Source organism: Agromyces intestinalis, from assembly GCF_008365295.1.
Taxonomy (GTDB): domain Bacteria; phylum Actinomycetota; class Actinomycetes; order Actinomycetales; family Microbacteriaceae; genus Agromyces; species Agromyces intestinalis.
On sequence record NZ_CP043505.1, the window covers coordinates 1,733,225 to 1,750,389 of the forward strand.

Sequence of the window (17,165 nt, forward strand, 5' to 3'; positions counted from 1 at the left end):
GGGAGGACGGATGCCCCGAGAAGCGATGCTGGGAGCATCGACAGGGTCGATGGGAAGCCGGTCGCTGCTGCGACGCATGAACTCCCTCGGCGTCCTGCGCGCCGTCATCGCACAGCCGCAGACGTTGCGCGGACTCGCGAGCGCGTCAGGGCTCTCGCGCACGGCGGTCGACGCCGTCGCCTCCGACCTCACGGCGTTGGGATGGCTCGCGGCCTCCGACGAGGCGCCGGTGCGCGGTGTCGGACGACCAGCGATGACCTACGGCGTCCCGCGCGAACTGGGCTCCTTCCTCTCGATCGACATCGGTGCGAACCACATCTTCGGCGTGCTCACCGACCTCACCGGCGCCGTGCTCGGCGAGGCGACCGCTCGGGTCGCCGAGGCCGACGACGCCGACGAGCGCATCGCCGCGGCGCTCGGCCTGAGCGACCGGCTGCTCGGCGAGGCCGACCTCGACCGCGACTCGCCGTGGATCGTCACGATCGGCTCCCCCGGCGCGATCGGCGCCGACGGTCGCGTCCTGCACTTCGGCGGCACCGGCATGCCCGGCTGGGTCGGGCTCGACCTGCGCGCGCGATTCGCGGCCGAGTTCCGCAGTGCGGTGCTCGTCGAGGGCGACGTCCCGCTCGGCGCTCACGCCGAGCTCGCGTACGGTGCGGCCCGGGGCCTCGACGACGTCGTGTACGTGCTGTGCGGTCGGCGCACGAGCGGAGCGTCCATCGTCGGCGGACGGGTGCACCGCGGCGTGCACGGCGCGGCCGGCATCGTCGGCGAGATCCCCGAGCTCAAGTGGGCCGACCTGAACGAACGCTACGGCCAGGAGGTGCTCGCCACGCCGAGGCCGACGCGCGAGCAGATCTTCGAGCTGGCCAGATCCGGCGACCCGGCCGCGCTCGCGGCCGTCGACGAGTTCGCCGACGATCTCGCCCAGGGGGCTGCCGCGATGGCGCTCGCGATCGACCCCGAACTGCTGGTGATCGGCGGCGGCAGCGCACCCGGTTCCGACGTGTTCCTCACGCGCTTCGTGCGGACCCTCGGCGAGATCTGCCCCATCCCGCCCGAGGTCGCGGTCTCCCCGCTCGGCTCCGAGGCCGTGGCCATGGGCGGCATCAGCCTGGCCGCCCGACATCTCGATGCCGTCCTCGACGGCGCGGTGCGCGACCTCCCCTCGTTTCCCGGCCCCGAAGAGACCCGGTCGCTGCTCAGCACCGCCGCATAGTCGATCGAGCCGCCGTCAGCGCACGCGGTACGACAGGTACACCGTGCCGTCGGCGAAGCGATGCTCGTCGACGAGCTCGAGGTCGAACCGCACCCCGTCGGGCAGCAGGCGGGTGCCGCCGCCCAGCACGACGGGCGCCACGTACACCGAGAGCTCGTCGACGATCCCGGCCCCGAAGGCGGTCGCCGCGAGCGTCGGCCCGCCGACCTCGACGTCGCGATCGGATGCCTCGACGAATGCCCGCACGGCGTCCGCGTCGAACGTGCGCTCGAGGGTCGTGCGAGCCGTGTCGACCGAGTCGAGCGACGACGAATAGACGATCTTGTCGGCGGCGGCCCACAGCTCGGCGAACTCCGCCATCGCCGGAGAGTCCGAGACATCCACCTCGTCCCAGACCCGCATCGTCTCGTACAGGCGCCGACCGAACAGGAACGTGCCGATGCCGCTCAGGCGCGCGTTGATGAACGCGTGCATCTGCTCGTCGGGGGCCGCCCAATCGAGGCTCCCGCCGGCGTCGTTGACATAGCCGTCGAGCGAGACGGTGGTCGAAACGATCAGTCTGCCCATGGCGCCTCCCCCGCGCTCTCGGCCAACGTACACTCGAACGGTGCGTCTCGTCATCGCCCGCTGCTCCGTCGACTACGCCGGAAGGCTCTCGGCGCACCTGCCGCTCGCGACCCGCCTGCTCATGGTGAAGGGCGACGGCTCGCTGCTCGTGCACAGCGACGGCGGCAGCTACAAGCCGCTCAACTGGATGAGCCCGCCCTGCTCGCTCGAAGCATCCGAACCCGACGACGACCAGCGCGGCACCGGCGTGGTCGAGGTGTGGACGGTCACGCACAAGAAGACCGCCGACCGGCTCATCGTGTCGATCCACGAGGTGCTGCACGACTCGGCGCACGAGCTCGGCGTCGACCCGGGCCTCGTGAAAGACGGCGTCGAGGCGCACCTGCAGCGGCTGCTCGCCGAGCAGATCGAACTGCTCGGCGAGGGCTACCGGCTGGTGCGGCGCGAGTACATGACGGCGATCGGCCCGGTCGACATCCTGGCCACGGATGCCTCGGGCGGCTCGGTCGCCGTGGAGCTCAAGCGTCGCGGCGACATCGACGGCGTCGAACAGCTCACCCGGTACCTCGAACTGATGAACCGCGACCCTCGCCTCGCGCCGGTGACCGGCGTATTCGCCGCGCAGGAGATCAAACCCCAGGCCCGCACCCTCGCGGAGGACCGGGGCATCCGATGCGTCGTGCTCGACTACGACGCGATGCGCGGGGTCGACAGCGGGCATCCCAGCCTGTTCTGAGCAGACCTGAGAGTCCCTCGCAGCCGCGGCCCATAGGATGGCACGCGTGACCCGCACCCTGACCACCCCGCCGGCCAGCGCTGCCCCGACGCGCACATGGTCGGCCGTTCTCTTCGACCTCGACGGCACCATCGTCGACTCCGCCTCCGACATCACCGCGTCGCTGGCGCACATGTTCGAGTCGCTCGGTCTTCCCGTGCCCGACGACGACACGCTGCGCTCGTACGTCGGCCCACCCCTGCTCGACAGCCTCCGCATGACGGCCGGCTTCGCCGACGCCGAGGCGTGGGAAGCGCTGAACGTCTACCGCGACCACTACGACCGGCACCTGCTGCGCTCGCCCGTCTTTCCGGGCGTCGCCGGCGTGATCGAGCTCGTGCACCGCGCGGGCATCCCGATCGCGCTCGCGACCTCGAAGCCCGAGTCGATGGCGACCGCCGTGCTCGAGCACGCCGGCCTCGCGCAGTACTTCGACGTCATCGCCGGCGCGAGCGAAGACGAGAGCCGCAGCACCAAGGCCGACGTCGTCGCCGAGGCGCTGCGGCGCCTGCAGGCGCAGGGCGTCGACACCGCCCACGCCGTGATGGTCGGCGACCGCGGCTACGACACGCTCGGCGCACTCGCGAACGGCGTGCCGACGATCCTCGTCGAGTGGGGCTACGGCTCCCCCGACGAGGCCGGCGACGCCCTCGCCGTCGTGCACTCGGCCGACCAGCTGCGCGGCCTGCTCGTCGGGTAGCGCACCCCTCGCTGGTCGAGTAGCGAGCGACGAAGGAGCACGCGTATCGAGACCCCGTGAGGTGCGCTCGGTCGCGGCTACCCCGCCTCGATCACCTCGACGGTGAACGAGACGGTGTCGCCCGATTCGCTGTTGTCGAGGGTGACCTCGGTCGAGCCGACCTTCCGCGGCGTGATGCCCGGGTCGAACGTCGCCGAGCCGTCGTCCTTGCCGGGCGTGAACTCGGCGATCGACGGGTCGGCGATGTCGGCTTCCCACGCGGTGAACGTCTCGTCGTCGCCCTGCAAGACGATCACATTGTCGAGCGGAACCTCGACGGTCGTCCCGTCCACCTCGTCGAGCTGCACCATGACGGGCGGCAGCACGTTCTCACTCGTGTCCGACGGCTCGTCGCCGCCCGACGAGCACCCGGTCAGTGCGAGGCCGACCCCCAGGCCGACCGCGGCGAAGACTGCGGCCGCACGCGCACGTCGAAACATCCGATCCCCCGATCCGTCGCCCCCCGACGACGCCACCACAGGCTACCGCCGGCGCCCGCCCGCCGCTACGCGTCCGCGAACCGGCGCACGAACGCCAGCGCCTCGTCGGCGACCTCGCGCCACCCGCTGTCGATCGTGAGCGAGTGACCGCGGTTCGGAATCACGATCTGCTCGGTGACGCCCGGGTTCTTCGACTGGATCTTGAAGCTCGCGTGCGTGATCGCGAGCGGCACGGTGTGGTCGGACTCACCGCCGATGATGAGCAACGGCCCGCGGGCGGGATTCTTCGAATCGACCGCGGTCTCGCCGCCGAACGGATTGAAGTTCGCGAACGCGGCCTGGAACAGCGGGGCAGCCGATGCGGGCACGTGGAACTCCTCGTAGAGTCGGCGCCCCTCATCCTCGTCGAGCGCGTTGACCCAGCCGTACTGGAACTGCTCCCACGTGAGCGACACGCCCTCGTCGGCCCGGCCGGGATGCGCGAACACCGCCGACGCCGACTTCAACGATGAGGCGGGCACCGGCAGGACTCCCTTGAAGGGCGCGTTGTCGATCGCCACGGTGACGGCGGATGCCCCCTCGCCGGCGATCTTCTGGGCGACCAGCCCGCCGAACGAATGCCCGATGACGGCGGGCGCACGGTCGAGCCGCGCGATGGCTGCGAGATAGTGGTCGGTGACCTCCTGCACCATCTTGCGGGCGAACGCGTCGGGATCGGCACGAGCCGCCTCGACGGTCGCGGGGTCATCCGGCCACCCAGGCGCAAGGGTGATGTACCCCTGCTCCTCGAAGAAGTCGCGCCACGGCTGCCAGCTGCTGGACAGCAGCCAGAGCCCGTGCACGAACACCACGGGCTGGCGGCCCGACTCGTTCGCCCGATCGATCTCGGCCAGTTCCCACTCGGCCAGCACCGGGACATCCTCTTCGTGCGCCATCCGCTCCCCCTCGCGTCGCTGGGACTCAGCGTAGGCCGGTGGCATCCGCACCACCAGACTCGATCTGCGCACGAAACGCGCGCGACACGCCCGGTTCGCAGCGATCTCGAAGAAAGTGCTTCCCCCGAACGGGGGTCAGGGTGCAGGATTCCTCCATCGTCCGTCCAACAGGCGGACGTCGTTCGTACGAACCGGGTCACCCCGGAACGTACCCGGAGGGAGATGCATGTCTGGAAGAAGCACCCGCGCGCGAACGCGCGTGGTCGCGACGCTTTCTGTGATCGCGCTCGTGGCGGCCGGCTTGGCAACCGCGGGCGTGGCACCGGCGAGCGCGGCACCCGCGTCAGCACCGGTCATCGGAGATGACGAGTACTACATCAACTACGTCGAGCCCCGCGTCGAACAGGCGTTCCTCGACGATGTGGCCGTCGGCGACGACGCCGCGCAGAAGCAGGCCACCGCCATCACGACGGCCGAGGAGATCGACAAGAAGTTCTCCCAGGGCAACCCCGTCGCAGCCGAGGGGCTCGCCAAGGCCGAGGCGAAGGCGCTCGAAACAGGCAAGAGCCCGAAGGAGATCCGCGACGCCATCCTGAAGAAGCTGAAGTCGGTGTGGGACAAGCTGAAGGCGCTGTTCCAGAAGAAGCCCGACTACAAGCAGGCCGACGTCACTCAGCAGGCGAAGCTGCTGACGATCCTCGTCGAGTTCGACCCCAACGCGCAGGACGACTTCACCGGCCTGCAGGTGCCCACCGAGTTCGGTGCGACGACCTGTATGCCGGGCAACGTGCAGAGTGGCCCGTTGCACAACAACCTGCCCGACCCGGCGACGCTCGGGCGTGCCGACAACAACTCGATGTGGGTGCCCGACTTCTCGTCGGACTACTACAACAAGCTGCTCTACTCGTCGAAGGGCATCACCGAGCGGGTCCGCAAGGACCTGAAGGGGCCCGACGGCAAGAAGGGCATCGACATCTCGGGCTTCACGATGAAGAACATGTACGAGGAGATGTCGCACGGCGCCTACACCGTGACCGGCGCGGCGACCCCGTGGATCACGGTGCCGCACTCCGAGGCGTACTACGGCGCGACGGTCTGCCACCTGAACGAGGAGGGCGAGTACGAGGCGGGCCCGATGCAGGACATGCAGGGTCACCCCGACAACCCGCTCGGCCCCGGCCAGCTCGCGATCGACGCGGTCGCGGCGCTCGCGCAGGCGCAGCCGAACTTCCCGTGGGCCGACTACGACCTGGAAGACCAGGGCGACCGTGACGGCGACGGCAACCTGTGGGAGCCCGACGGCGTGATCGACCACGTCGTGCTCGTGCACGCCGGTGCCGACAAGTCCGGTGGCGGCGGCGACGAGGGCACCTACGCGATCTGGGCGCACTCGTCGGCGGTGCCCGGCGGCGCCGACATCCCGGGCACGAACCTCAAGCTGTCGAACTACATCGTGCAGCCCGAGGACTCGGGCGTCGGCGTGTTCGCGCACGAGTACGGCCACGACCTCGGCCTGCCCGACCTGTACGACACGTCGAACGCGGGCAACAGCGACATCGACTTCTGGGACCTCATGAACTCGGGTTCGCACTCGGGTCCGATCTTCCAGTCGATGCCGACGCACATGGGCCTGTGGGACAAGTACGTGCTCGGCTGGGCCGACCCGCTCGAGCTGAACCCGGGCGACGCGCCCCGTGACGTCACGGTCGGGCAGAACTCGCGACCGCTGAAGAACACCGAGGACGGCGTGAAGATCAACCTGCCCGAGAAGGTGGTGCACCTCGCAGATCCGCACTCGGGTGAGAACATGTGGTACACCGGCGCCGATCAGGACTACGGCGACATCCGCCTGAGCCGGTCGCTCGGAACGGTGCCCGAGGGGTCGAAGTTCTGGATGTGGAACGACTACTTCATCGAATCCGACTGGGACTTCGGCTTCGTCGAGGTGTCGACCGACGGCGGTGCGAACTGGACCGACGTTCCCGTCTACAACGAGGATGGATCGCTCGCGACAACGCCCGACTCGTACCCCGATCCGAACGGCAACCTGCGCGGGTGGTTCCAGCGTTCGTACGGCCTCACCGGTTCGTCGGACGGCTGGGCGCACCAGTACATCGATCTGGCAGATCTCGCCGGCCAGGACGTGAGCGTCCGACTCCGGATGGCGACCGACGCCGCCTACCAGGAGCGCAACTGGTTCGCCGACGACTTCAGCCTCGTCGACGGCGAGGGCACCGTGCTCTGGAGCGACGACGTCGAGGGCGCCGACGACAACGGCTGGGTGAACGAGGTCGCCTCGTGGGCGACCACGACCGGCCAGGGCTGGCGCAAGGACAGCGGCACCTCGATCAAGGCGCAGTACTACCTGGTCGAGTGGCGCAACTTCGACGGGTTCGATCAGGGCCTGCAGTACGCGTACGACACCGTCTACCAGGACGAGGAGGGTGCGTGGAAGGTCGACAAGATCAAGTACAACGCGCCCGGCGCACTGGTCTGGTACCGCGACACCACGTACGGCAACTCGAACATGGTGCGCAACAACCTGACCACCCTGCCGAGTGAGGGCGCGAAGGGCGGCCTGCTGCTCGTCGACAGCCACTTCGACCCACTGCGCCGCACCGGCGCCTCGGCCGACGTGGACACCTCGGCGCTGAACAACATGCCCTCGCGCGCGCAGTCGTCGAACGTGGCATTCGGCCTGTCGAAGACGTACCCCTTCCAGGAGTGCATCACCGACGCGAACTACGCCGAGTACTGCACGAAGGTTCCGGCGCTGCCGGCGGTGAGCACCTTCACCGACGACCAGGGCTGGTACCCGGGCCTCGAGTACCGACCCGACCTGCTGCCGATCACCGGGAGCGACCTGTACTACCGGTACGTCGACGGGTCGGTCGTGGTGCCGTCGGTGGGCAACGCGCCCTACTCGACGCGCATCGTCGACGCGGACGGCAACCTCATCCCCGAGCTCTTCGGGCTCGACATCGGGGTCGCCACGCCGCTCGGCACCGGCAACCCCGCCGATGACGGCGTCGGCTACGGCACCGTCGTGAAGGTCAAGAAGGCGGGCAAGAACAACACGTCCGCCGTGATCTCGATCACCCCGCCGCGCGCGGGCTGATCGAAGCCGACCGACACAGCGCGAGGCGTCGGCCCTTCGGGGTCGGCGCCTCGTCGCGTGCGCGGCGTGCTCCGTACTCCGTACTCCGTACTCCGTACTCCGAGTGTTTCCGTTCGCGCACGTGGTTTCCGTTCTTCGGGAAACGGGGTGCGGAAACGGAAACACTCGGCAGAGTGAGCGGGTCGGGCGCGCGGTCGCGGGCTCGGGCGTACTCGATGCGCTGGCACTGGCGCGAACGAACGAACGGCGCCGGTCGTTGGGTTGTGCTCGCCCGCGGTGCCTTGGAGGATCGAGCTATGAAGCAGCGGCGCTGTGCTCGCGCACGTGCGAGGTTGGGCGGCCTGGCGGTCGCCGCCGCCGCGGTCGCGGTGATCGCCCTTGCCGGATGCGCCGCCGGAGAGCCGGCGGGCGCGGGCGCCGCCGCCGAACCGGCTCGCCCCGCCATCGAGGGGCCGCTGTTCTGCGGCAGCACCGAGATCGCCGCAGAGGCGCTCGACGAACGCCGCCCGGCCACCGAGCTCCCGCCCGACGTGGTCGCGGCGCTCGAATCCCCCCTGGTGCTCGGCATCGCGCCGCTCACCACGTGGTTCGTCGTCGAGGAACGCGACGATCGGCTGGTCATCATGACCGAGCACGACGAGCCGGTCGACCTCGGCGGCGGAGACATCCGGTCGTTCGGTCTGGTCGCTATCTCCACGACACCGAACCCGGCGATTCCACTCGACGCACCCTGGGGCATCGATACCGCCGCGGACTGCTCGCCGCGCATCGCGCTCGGCGATCTCGGCGACGTCGGCGATCTCGACGACGTGACGCTGACGCTCGACCCCGATGCTCCACCCGAGGCGCAGGCCGACGAACTCGCCCTGCTCGCGACCGAGTCGGCCTGCAACTCAGGGCAGCCGGCGACCGGCCGCATCGAGGTCATCGACGTCGTCGAGACCGAGACGACCGTCGAGGTGGTCGTCGGGGTGCGACCGCGATCCGGCGGCGCCACCTGCCCCAGCAACCCGCCGACGCCGTTCACGATCGAGCTCGAGCGCCCGCTGGGCGATCGGATGATCCTCGACGCGAGGGTCGTGCCGGCGCGCGAGCTCGCGCTGCCGAGCTGAACGAGTGGCCCGTCGGGCATTCCCGCTCGGGCGCCCGGCGAAGGCGCCCGCTGGCGCGGCCCCCTGTGGCAGGCTGGAACGATGGCCGCACCGACGCCCGCACCGTACACGTCACCCCTCGCCGAGGCGCTCGCGCCCGCCGTGCTCACCCGCTTCGACCGGTACGTTCGGGTCGGCACCCAGTCCGACCGCGACAGCGATACGCAGCCGAGTTCGACCCGCCAGCTCGACCTGCAGCGGGTGCTCGTCGATGACCTGCTCGCGCTCGGGCTCGACGACGCGCACCTCGACGAGCACGGCTACGTGTACGCGACGCTGCCGACGACGCTCGATGCGGCCGACGGCCCCGTGCCCGTGATCGGCCTCATCGCGCACGTCGACACCAGCCCCGACGCGCCGGGCGACGGCGTCGAGCCGATCGTGCACCGCGGCTACGACGGCGGCGTGCTCGAGCTGCCGCGCGGCGGCGCCCGGCTCGACCCCGCCACCATGCCCGACCTGAGCTCGCACGTCGGCCACGACCTCGTGACGAGCTCGGGCGATACCCTGCTCGGCGCCGACGACAAGGCGGGTGTCGCGGCCATCATGACCGCGATCGCGCACCTGCTCGATCACCCCGAACTTCCGCGCCCTACTCTGCGGATCGCGTTCACTCCCGATGAGGAGATCGGGTACGGCACCCGTCGGTTCGACGTCGACGGCTTCGGCGCGCTGTGCGCGTACACGGTCGACGGGTCCGAGCTCGGCGAACTGCAGGACGAGACGTTCTCGGGTGCCATGGCCACCGTCACGATCGAGGGCCACGACGTGCACCCCGGGTTCGCGACCGGCAAGCTCGTGAACTCCACACGGTTGGCCGCCGAGGTGATCGCCGCGCTGCCGGCCGACCGCACCCCCGAGCGCACCGACGGGCGCGACGGGTTCATCCACGTCTTCGACGTGCGCGGTTCGGCCGCGCGAACCGTGATCCGCGCCATCCTCCGCGACTTCGACGACGCCCTGCTCGCCGAGCACGGCGAGGTGCTGCGCCGCACCGTCGACGAGGTCGTCGCGCGCGAGTCACGCGCCCGCGCGACCGTCGAGATCACGCCGCAGTACCCGAACATGCGCAGCTACGTCGACGCCTTCCCGCTCGTCTCCGACGCGGCCGAGCGCGCGATCCGCGCCGAGGGCCTCGAGCCGCTGCGCACCTCGGTCCGCGGTGGCACGGATGGCTCGCAGCTGAGTGCGATGGGGCTGCCGACGCCGAACCTCTTCACGGGCGGGCACGAGTTCCACTCGGTACGCGAGTGGGCGTCGCTGCACGAGATGGCGGCCGCCGCCGCGACGGTCGTGCGACTCGCCGAGGTGTGGACGACGGCCGGGTTCCGCGACGCGACGCGCCCCTGAGCTCCCATACCTTTTTCAGGAGGAATCGCGTGACTCGCCGGTCACCGGGGGCGACACGCCGGTAGCGCGCACCGATCCTCCTGAAAAGTGAACCTGCTCAGCGCACGAATCGCACCTCGGTGATCTGCCACCGCTCGTCGAACTTCGTCGAGCCGTCGGGCTCGAACCCGTTGCGCCGGTAGAAGGCGTGCGCGCGCGGGTTCTCGTCGAGTGCCCACAGGTAGGCGGGGCGTTCGCCGATGGCCGCGTCGAGCAGCGCCTGACCGACGCCGGTGCCGTGGCACTCGTCGAGCACGTACAGCCCCTCGAGCTCAACGTCACGCGGCGCGTCATCATCACGGCCTCGGCCGGTGTTCGCCCACCCGACGATGCGGGTACCGCCGGGCGCTTCGGCGTCAGCCACCTCGGCGACGTCGATCGTCATGCGGTGGAAGCCATCGGGAGGCGGGTAGACGCCCTCGGCGATGGCGAGGTTCGTCGTCCACGCGAGGATCCGGTCGCGCATCGTCCAGCCCTCGACGAGGTCACGGCGCACACGGCCCGGATCGACGTAGGTCGTCTGATGGCTGTCCCAGTGCACCCGCGCGATGCCCGGTGCGTCGGCGACCGTGCCCGGTCGCACGCGGAAGTCGATCATGAATCGAGGGTACGCCGCACCCCCGCAGGTCGAGCGCCGCCGGCGCAAGCGACGACGCCTCTCGAAACCAACGCATCCACGCACCTCGCCGGGTCTCGAAACGCACCGGGCTCCGCCGGGCGCTCGTCGGTCAGCGCCAGGCGTCCACGAGGCGCTCGATCGCCAAGCGGAACTCGCCCTCGGCGCCTTCGCGCACGCCGAGCGCGGCACCCGCGTCGGTGATCGGATGCGGCGGGGCATCCGACCACAGCGCAGCGGGCTCGATCTCGGATGCTTCGCCCCACGCCGTCTCGAGCGCGACCTGGCCGAGCACCAGCGCGAGCAGCGCGTGCGCGGCGCGCGCGGCGGTGTCGACATCACCTGCGCCCGACGTGAGGAACGCCTCGCCGAGTCGTTCGGCGAGGCCGAGTGCCCGCGCGCCGTCGAGCGGGCCGCTCGTCACGAGCGCGATCGCGCCCGGGTGCTCGCGCAGGCGAGCCCGCAAGGCGACCGCCGTCACGACGAGGAAATCGCGGGCGGCTTCGGGCGAAGCATCCGCCCCACTGCTCTGCCCGGCGACGCCGGACAGCAGCTCCTCGACCATGGCGACCAAGAGCGCCTGCTTGGACGGGAAGTACGTGTACATCGCGGTCGGGGTGAGCCCGAGCGCGGCGGCGACGCCCCGCACCGAGACGGCCGCGAAGCCCTTCTGCTCGAGCAGCTCGAACGCGGCAGCGACGAGGTCGGACTGGCTGACGCTGCGGCGGGGGCCGGGTTTCATGTGCGGTGGTGCTCCTCGGGGTCGCGACTACGCTACCGGCCCACCGCACCCCGGCCCCTTCGCGAAAACAGGATGAGCCGACGCATACGGCCCGCACGCGACCCATAACCCAGCTCATCCTGTTTTCTCAGAACCGGGCAATCTGCCACAGCGGCCCAGCCCCAACTGCACCCGGCCTACCGAACCTGGCCTACCGCACCCGGCCACCGAATCCGGCCCACCGCACCCCGGCCTCCTTCCGAAAACAGGATGAGCCGACGCATACGGCCCGCACGCGACCCATAACCCAGCTCATCCTGTTTTCTCAGAACCGGGCAGTCTGCCACAGCGGCCCAGCCCGACCGATACGTGTCGCCAATTCAGGAAGACGCACGGCGTTTCGGGCTCGAAGCGGGTCGAAACCGGCCGCGACACACCTCCCAACCTGAATTCGCTCCTCGCGCGAGGCGAGGCGGGGCGAGGCATCGCGCGAGGCGAGGCATCGCGCGAGGCGGGGCCTGGCGCGAGGCGGGGCCTGGCGCGAGGCGGGGCCTGCGCGCGGCGGCGCGGCGCGCGGCGGGCGCGGCGCGCGGCGGGCGCGGCGCGGCGATCGTGGATCAGGCGGGCAGCGCCGCCTCGATCGCGGCGATGACCTCGGGCGCATCGGGCTCGGTGTGCGGGCGGAACCGCTGCACCGTGCGATCGGGGGCGACGAGGAACTTCTCGAAGTTCCAGGTGACGCGGCCGGCCTTGCCGTCGGCGTCGGGCGCCTTCTTCAGCTCGGTGTAGAGCGGATGCTCCTTGCGTCCGTTCACCCGCACCCGGTCGACGACCGGAAAGGTGATACCCCACGTGGTCGAGCAGTACTGCGTGATCGCCTCATTCGACGAGAGCTCTTGGAGGAACTGGTTCGACGGGAAGCCGATGACCGTGAGCCCGCGTTCGCCGTACTGCTGCTGCAGGGCTTCGAGCTTCTCGTACTGCGGAGCGAGCCCGCAGCGCGACGCGACGTTGACGATGAGCACGGCCCGGCCGGCGTAATCGGCGAGCGAGGCGGAGCCGCCGTCCATGGTGCGGAAGGGGATCTCGTCGAGCAGGGTCGGGGTGGTCACGAGGGTTACCGTAGCGCGCCCGCCCGCACCGCGGCCTCGGTGCGGGTGGATGCACCGAGCTTTCGCAGGATCGCCGACACGTGCACGCTCGCCGTCTTGCCGCTGATGTACAGCCGCTCGCCGATCTGGCGGTTGCTGAGCCCCTCGGCGATGAGCCCGAGCACCTGTCGTTCGCGCGCGGTGAGCTCGTCGAGCCCGGGGTCGTCGGGCGGGTGCCCGGCGCCGTCGGTCGCGGTGTCGTCGGTCGCAGGGACGGCGGCTGCCGCCGGAGAAGACGCAGCGGATGCCTCGTCGCCGGCGCCTGCGGCCGAAACCGAGAGCCCGGCGGCCTCGGCGACCCGGTCGACGTGCCGCACGACGAGGCCGACGCCGTCGCGCTCGGCCGTGTCGCGCGCGGCGCGCAGCTCGGCGCGGGCGAGCTGACGTTCGCCGGTCGCGAGCACCGCTTCACCGAGCCGAAGGCGTGCGTACGCGTCGAGGTACTGCAGGGAAGCGGGATGCGTCGCAGCTTCGACGGCCGCCCGCCACGCGTCGACCGCCTGCTCGTCGCCGGGTTCGGTGAGCTCGGCCTCGACGAACGGCGCCCATACGGCGTAGGTGGGCCAGGTCGTCACGTCGGCGAGCTGCTCGCGCACCCGCTCCTCGAGGGCGGTGAGCGCCCCGGCGTCGAGGCCGGCCGCCTCGGCGGCCGCGGTGTCGCGCCGCGCGGTCTCGATCAGTCGTGCCGAGGTCCACAGGTAGGGCAGCACGTACCCGAGGTGGTGCGTCGCCGATTCGTCGACCCCGATGCCGACGGCGCTGCGCGCCTCGGCGAGATCGCCCGACTCGAGCGCGAGTTCGGCCATCAGCCGCCCCACGCCGAGTCGTGTCTGGGCCTCGACCGCCATGACTGGTGCCACGATCGCCCGTACCCCGCGGAACTCGGCGGCTGCGCCCTCGGGGTCTCCGCGCCAGAGCCGAGCCCAGATGCGCGCCCGCAGCAGGTACACCCGGAACGGGCCGGGCGGGTCGAGCGCGAGCGCCCGATCGATGAGTTCGTCGGCGCGCTGCCACTCGCCGAGCGCCTGGAGCGGATCGACGGCGTTCGACGCGAGGATGACCCCCGAGCTGCGCTCGAGGCCCTGGGCCCGCGCACGTTCGAGACCCTGCTCGGCGTGCTGCACCGCCGACTCGTGGTCGCCGACGAGGTAACGCGCGTCGCTTGCGTTGACCCAGTACCGCAGCAGCGCCGCACCGTCGCCGTGCGCGAGTCGACGCGCCTCTTCGAGGCCGGCGAGACCCTCGGCGACCTCGCCGCGCGAGATGCGGCTCACCGAGGCGACATTGCGGGCGACCGATGCCGAGCGGTCGGTGTCGAACTCGATCGCGAGCGCGTGCGCCTCTTCGGCGATGTCGATCGCCTCGTCGATCTGACCGTCGATCATGAGCCGGCCGGCGAGCGCGGTCATGACGGAGGCCCGCAGGCGCGACGTCTCGAAGTCGGGCGAGGGGATCGCCGCCACGCGTGCGAGCGCCTCGCGCAGGATCGGGATCGACCCGTCTCGCCCGAGGCTCGCCACCACGAGCGCCTGGTCTCGCAGGAGACGGGCGAGGCGGGCGTTGTCGTCGGGGCACTCGGCGATCGCGGCCTTCACGAGGGCGAGCGCACGCTCGCTCTCGCCCGCGTTGCGGAGGTAGGTCGTGGTGCGGCCCATGAGCTCGATCTTGTCCATGCCGGCCGCGGCGACGGGGTCGGGCACGACGTCCCAGAGCGAGATCGCCCGCTCGCCGAGCTGCGCGGCCGTGGCATACGCCGCCGAGGCGCGCGCCTCGCGCATCGCCTGGATGGTGGCGGGGAACGCCTTGGTGGCATTGTGCGCACCGAGCCAGTGGAACGAGATCTCGGCCGCGAGCCGGCGGCCGCCCGCCGCCGACAACCGCTCGTACGCATCGGCGTAGGCGGCGTGGAAGCGTGCACGCTCACCGGGCAGCAGGTCGGCGAGGATCGCCTCGCGTACGAGCGCGTGCCGGAACGCGTACTGCTCGCCGTCGACGATGAGCACGCCCGCGAGCACGGCATCGCGCGCAGCGCGGTCGAGTTCGTCGGGGGTGCCGGGGAAGACGTCTTCGAGCAGCGCATGCGGCACCCGGACGCCGCCCGTGGAGATCAGCCGCAGCAACGACTGGGTCGCCTCGCTGAGCGGTTCGTAGCGGGCGAGCAGCAGGTCGCGGAGGGTGTCGGGCAGGGTCGACGTGCCGACCCGGCAGGCGCCGATGCCGATGAGCTCTTCGACGAAGAACGGCACGCCCTCGCTGCGCCCGTAGACACTGTCGACCTGGGCGGCCGTGGGGTCGTCGGTCATGAGCACCCGCGCGAGCTTGCGCACCTGCGCGCGGGTGAGCCGCGAGAGTTCGCGGCGGTCGACCCATCGGTCGCGCTCGATCTCGGTGAGGAACCCGCGCACCGGGTGCCCTCGCCCGATGTCTTCGGTGCGGTAGGTGAGCACGATGAGCACCCGGCTCGACGTGAGCGCGCGCATCAGGAACCGCAACAGGGCGAGCGTCGCCGCGTCGACCCAGTGCAGGTCTTCGATCACGAGCACCGTCGTGCGCTCGCGCGAGATCGTCTCGAGCAGCACGGCGATCGCCTCGTGCAATCGGCCCGTCGCCTCGGGGCCGCCCATCGGGGTGCCGGCGGATGCCTCGGGGCCGGCGAGTTCGGGAAGCAGCGCGACGAGCCCGGCCCGACCCGGCCCCACCGCGTCGAGCACGGCGTCGGGGCCGAGTTCGGCCACCAGTGAGCGCAGCGCCGCCTTCACGGGCGCGTACGGTGCGGCGACCTCGCCGAGGTCGACGCATTGCCCCGCGAGCACGCGCACGTCGTCGTCGAGTCGCCGCGTGAACTCGGCGATCAATCGGGTCTTGCCGATGCCGGCCTCGCCCCCGAGCACGCCCGTGCGCGGGGCGCTCTGCCGCGCCTCGTCGAGCAACCCCTCGAGCCAGGAGAGATCGGCCTGCCGGCCCACCATCTCGGGGCTCGACACCGATGTCGTCACCGTTTCATCGTGCCACGCCCCGCCGACATCGGAACGGGGGTCCGCCGCGAGCGAACGCGCCGACGAGGCATCCGTCAGGCTCTGCTTCATCCCACCCCCGGCCACGCGCCCGCATCGCGCGGTTCGCCGTGCAGGAGATCGGGACCCATCCGCCGCTCAGAGCGTGGATGCATCCTGATCTCCCGCACGACGAACTCGGTGAGCGCGGCGGGCGCGCCGCGACCGGGCGCGCTCACCGCAGCGCAAGCCGCGCCACGCGGTGCGCTCGGCGGTGACGGAGGGCGCCACGGCCCGCCGCGCCGCCCTCCTCCTCGTCGCGCTCGGCGACGCGCCGACGGATCTCGAGCTCGCGTTCGCTGCGCTCGAGGAGTGCCTCATGAAGATTGAGTGCCATGAGATCGCTGACGTGGTACATGGTTCCTCCCGGCTGACTGGATGCTTCCAGCGTGCTCGCTAAGGCACCCGCACCCCCATTGGGTGATCGCCGTATTTCGGGCGAGTCCACCCGCTGGCGACTCGGCCCGATCTAAGGCACCTCAGGCGAAGCGCTCGGGCTCGGCGCGGTAGCCGTCGCGGCGAAGCTGCACCGCGGTGGCGACGACCGCCGACGTGGCGAACGCGCCGACGACGAGTGCGAAGACGAGTGCGAACATGTCGATTCCTCCTTTCGGGCCTCTCACAGGGTGGGCATCGGCGCGCGCGACCTCATCAGCGCTACCACCGATTCCGGTATCGGGGTCTGCTCGGGGGTCAGCTCGGATGCCACGGGCTCACCCCAGGCCGGCGCGAGCGGCACGACTCCCGCCCAGACCGAGCGGTCCTCGCCGTCGTCGGGCGCCTCACTCGGCCCGCCCGCGCGGGCCTTCATCACGACGTCGTCGAGTGCGAGGCGCAGCACGCGCGTCCCGGCGACCTCGCGACGGGTGCTGGCCCGCAGCTCGGCACCGCGACCCGGGATGAGCCGATCGGCCAGCGCGTCGAGCGCCGCGGCCGCATCGTCGACCGGCTCGAGCACGCCGTAGACGACGGCGCTGCGATAGTTCATCGAGCTGTCGTAGAGCGAGCGAGCGACGACCACACCGTCGAGCGAGGTGATGGCGAACGCGACCGGGGCACGTGTCTCCGCGGCGCGCAGCGCGAATCCACCGCCGGTCGAGCCGTGCAGCAGCAGGTCGTCGCCGACGCGCGCGTAGGCCATGGGCACCACGATCGGCACGCCGTCGGCGACGGCGGCGAGGTGACCGACGAGCTGGTCGTCGAGCAGGCGGTACAGCGGGGCGCGGTCGGTCACCTGGCGGTCGGCGAGACGACGGATGCGTCGGTCGGGGGCATCGTTCGTGAACGTCAT

At 71.0% G+C, this 17,165-nt stretch carries 15 protein-coding genes; 6 read left to right on the forward strand and 9 right to left on the reverse strand.

Annotated features, from left to right (window positions below; all coding sequences use genetic code 11):
- Nucleotides 1-49 precede the first annotated feature (49 nt).
- Nucleotides 50-1,219: an ROK family protein gene (locus FLP10_RS07995; RefSeq protein WP_149160386.1), complete on the forward strand. Its 1,170-nt coding sequence runs from the start codon at nucleotides 50-52 to the stop codon at nucleotides 1,217-1,219.
- A gap of 15 nt (nucleotides 1,220-1,234) precedes the next feature.
- Here the strand turns inward: FLP10_RS07995 and FLP10_RS08000 are convergent, their stop codons facing one another.
- Nucleotides 1,235-1,786 (reverse strand): dihydrofolate reductase family protein, encoded by a 552-nt coding sequence (locus tag FLP10_RS08000; protein ID WP_149160387.1) that lies wholly within the window; start codon nucleotides 1,784-1,786, stop codon nucleotides 1,235-1,237.
- Nucleotides 1,787-1,826: 40 nt separating this feature from the next.
- Here FLP10_RS08000 and nucS point away from each other — a divergent pair, with 40 nt between their 5' ends.
- Together nucS and FLP10_RS08010 are read left to right on the forward strand one after the other, a co-directional pair.
- The gene (nucS, locus tag FLP10_RS08005; RefSeq protein WP_149160388.1) at nucleotides 1,827-2,522 is read left to right on the forward strand and encodes an endonuclease NucS; all 696 of its coding nucleotides are present in this window, start codon (nucleotides 1,827-1,829) and stop codon (nucleotides 2,520-2,522) included.
- Between the two features lie 46 nt (nucleotides 2,523-2,568).
- Nucleotides 2,569-3,261 (forward strand): HAD hydrolase-like protein, encoded by a 693-nt coding sequence (locus FLP10_RS08010; RefSeq protein ID WP_246150297.1) that lies wholly within the window; start codon nucleotides 2,569-2,571, stop codon nucleotides 3,259-3,261.
- 77 nt (nucleotides 3,262-3,338) lie between these two features.
- Here FLP10_RS08010 and FLP10_RS08015 read toward each other — a convergent pair whose 3' ends face one another.
- Both FLP10_RS08015 and FLP10_RS08020 read right to left on the reverse strand, forming a co-directional pair.
- Nucleotides 3,339-3,740 (reverse strand): hypothetical protein, encoded by a 402-nt coding sequence (locus tag FLP10_RS08015; protein ID WP_149160390.1) that lies wholly within the window; start codon nucleotides 3,738-3,740, stop codon nucleotides 3,339-3,341.
- 65 nt (nucleotides 3,741-3,805) lie between these two features.
- Entirely contained in the window at nucleotides 3,806-4,675 is an 870-nt protein-coding gene (locus FLP10_RS08020) for an alpha/beta hydrolase (protein WP_149160391.1), read from the reverse strand.
- Between the two features lie 301 nt (nucleotides 4,676-4,976).
- On the opposite strand from FLP10_RS08020, the gene FLP10_RS08025 reads away from it, so the two are divergent.
- From FLP10_RS08025 to pepT, 3 genes are all read left to right on the forward strand, one after another.
- Entirely contained in the window at nucleotides 4,977-7,793 is a 2,817-nt protein-coding gene (locus FLP10_RS08025; RefSeq protein ID WP_246150299.1) for an immune inhibitor A domain-containing protein, read from the forward strand.
- A 296-nt stretch (nucleotides 7,794-8,089) separates the two neighbouring features.
- Nucleotides 8,090-8,905 (forward strand): hypothetical protein, encoded by an 816-nt coding sequence (locus FLP10_RS08030; RefSeq protein ID WP_149160393.1) that lies wholly within the window; start codon nucleotides 8,090-8,092, stop codon nucleotides 8,903-8,905.
- Between the two features lie 81 nt (nucleotides 8,906-8,986).
- The gene (gene pepT, locus FLP10_RS08035) at nucleotides 8,987-10,294 is read left to right on the forward strand and encodes a peptidase T (protein ID WP_149160394.1); all 1,308 of its coding nucleotides are present in this window, start codon (nucleotides 8,987-8,989) and stop codon (nucleotides 10,292-10,294) included.
- A gap of 97 nt (nucleotides 10,295-10,391) precedes the next feature.
- Here pepT and FLP10_RS08040 read toward each other — a convergent pair whose 3' ends face one another.
- From FLP10_RS08040 to FLP10_RS08060, 6 genes are all read right to left on the reverse strand, one after another.
- Nucleotides 10,392-10,931: a GNAT family N-acetyltransferase gene (locus tag FLP10_RS08040; RefSeq protein WP_149160395.1), complete on the reverse strand. Its 540-nt coding sequence runs from the start codon at nucleotides 10,929-10,931 to the stop codon at nucleotides 10,392-10,394.
- A gap of 130 nt (nucleotides 10,932-11,061) precedes the next feature.
- Nucleotides 11,062-11,691 carry a TetR/AcrR family transcriptional regulator gene (locus tag FLP10_RS08045; RefSeq protein WP_149160396.1) on the reverse strand — a complete coding sequence of 210 codons (630 nt, stop codon included), beginning with the start codon at nucleotides 11,689-11,691 and terminating at the stop codon, nucleotides 11,062-11,064.
- Between the two features lie 596 nt (nucleotides 11,692-12,287).
- Nucleotides 12,288-12,740, reverse strand: a complete 453-nt coding sequence (locus FLP10_RS08050; RefSeq protein WP_149162155.1) for a glutathione peroxidase — start codon at nucleotides 12,738-12,740, stop codon at nucleotides 12,288-12,290.
- Between the two features lie 47 nt (nucleotides 12,741-12,787).
- Nucleotides 12,788-15,817, reverse strand: a complete 3,030-nt coding sequence (locus FLP10_RS08055; protein ID WP_168209135.1) for a helix-turn-helix transcriptional regulator — start codon at nucleotides 15,815-15,817, stop codon at nucleotides 12,788-12,790.
- Between the two features lie 232 nt (nucleotides 15,818-16,049).
- A complete protein-coding gene (locus tag FLP10_RS17390; protein WP_168209136.1) occupies nucleotides 16,050-16,211 on the reverse strand; it encodes a hypothetical protein in 162 nt (53 codons plus the stop codon).
- A gap of 282 nt (nucleotides 16,212-16,493) precedes the next feature.
- Entirely contained in the window at nucleotides 16,494-17,165 is a 672-nt protein-coding gene (locus FLP10_RS08060) for a pyridoxamine 5'-phosphate oxidase family protein (protein ID WP_149160398.1), read from the reverse strand.

Excerpts from the sequence above, each read along its gene's own strand:
- FLP10_RS08045 (WP_149160396.1), bottom strand. The coding sequence starts at position 11,691 with ATGAAACCCGGCCCCCGCCGCAGCGTCAGCCAGTCCGACCTCGTCGCT.
- FLP10_RS08040 (WP_149160395.1), bottom strand. The coding sequence starts at position 10,931 with ATGATCGACTTCCGCGTGCGACCGGGCACGGTCGCCGACGCACCGGGC.
- FLP10_RS08020 (WP_149160391.1), bottom strand. The coding sequence starts at position 4,675 with ATGGCGCACGAAGAGGATGTCCCGGTGCTGGCCGAGTGGGAACTGGCC.
- FLP10_RS07995 (WP_149160386.1), top strand. The coding sequence starts at position 50 with ATGGGAAGCCGGTCGCTGCTGCGACGCATGAACTCCCTCGGCGTCCTG.
- pepT (WP_149160394.1), top strand. The coding sequence starts at position 8,987 with ATGGCCGCACCGACGCCCGCACCGTACACGTCACCCCTCGCCGAGGCG.
- FLP10_RS08060 (WP_149160398.1), bottom strand. The coding sequence starts at position 17,165 with ATGACGTTCACGAACGATGCCCCCGACCGACGCATCCGTCGTCTCGCC.
- FLP10_RS08030 (WP_149160393.1), top strand. The coding sequence starts at position 8,090 with ATGAAGCAGCGGCGCTGTGCTCGCGCACGTGCGAGGTTGGGCGGCCTG.
- FLP10_RS08015 (WP_149160390.1), bottom strand. The coding sequence starts at position 3,740 with ATGTTTCGACGTGCGCGTGCGGCCGCAGTCTTCGCCGCGGTCGGCCTG.
- FLP10_RS08050 (WP_149162155.1), bottom strand. The coding sequence starts at position 12,740 with ATGGACGGCGGCTCCGCCTCGCTCGCCGATTACGCCGGCCGGGCCGTG.
- FLP10_RS17390 (WP_168209136.1), bottom strand. The coding sequence starts at position 16,211 with ATGGCACTCAATCTTCATGAGGCACTCCTCGAGCGCAGCGAACGCGAG.
- FLP10_RS08000 (WP_149160387.1), bottom strand. The coding sequence starts at position 1,786 with ATGGGCAGACTGATCGTTTCGACCACCGTCTCGCTCGACGGCTATGTC.